Origin of the sequence: Streptomyces luteosporeus, assembly GCF_039532865.1 — a bacterium.
In the GTDB taxonomy this organism is placed as follows: Bacteria; Actinomycetota; Actinomycetes; order Streptomycetales; family Streptomycetaceae; genus Streptomyces; species Streptomyces luteosporeus.
Genome location: NZ_BAAASL010000093.1, coordinates 1 through 512, shown reverse-complemented (window position 1 = coordinate 512; position 512 = coordinate 1). Strand labels below are relative to the sequence as shown.

1 pseudogene is annotated in these 512 nt (G+C 57.2%); it reads left to right on the top strand.

Annotated features, from left to right (window positions below):
* Positions 1–512: pseudogene (gene ybtS, locus ABD361_RS30585) on the top strand (yersiniabactin biosynthesis salicylate synthase Irp9/YbtS); the annotation flags it as partial.

Below are 512 nucleotides of genomic sequence, written 5' to 3'. Positions count from 1 at the left end.
AAAGGGAAATGTCCCCGTTTATGCGGACTCCCCCGACGGGTGCCGACGTTTGTGCGAGTGGGTAAAAGAGGCCGGTACAACGACGCAGAACGCACCACTGGCGGTGGATACCGCCCTCAATGGTGAGGCATATAAACAACAGGTTGCGCGCGCCGTTGCGGAGATCCGCCGTGGCGAGTATGTCAAAGTGATTGTCTCGCGCGCCATTCCCCTGCCATCGCGGATTGATATGCCCGCCACGCTGTTATACGGGCGGCAGGCAAACACACCTGTGCGCTCGTTTATGTTCCGTCAGGAAGGACGCGAAGCGCTGGGCTTTAGCCCGGAACTGGTGATGTCAGTGACGGGCAATAAAGTGGTCACTGAACCGCTTGCGGGCACCCGCGATCGCATGGGAAACCCGGAGCATAATAAGGCGAAAGAGGCAGAACTGCTGCACGACAGTAAAGAGGTGCTTGAGCATATCCTTTCTGTCAAAGAAGCTATTGCTGAACTGGAGGCCGTTTGCCAGC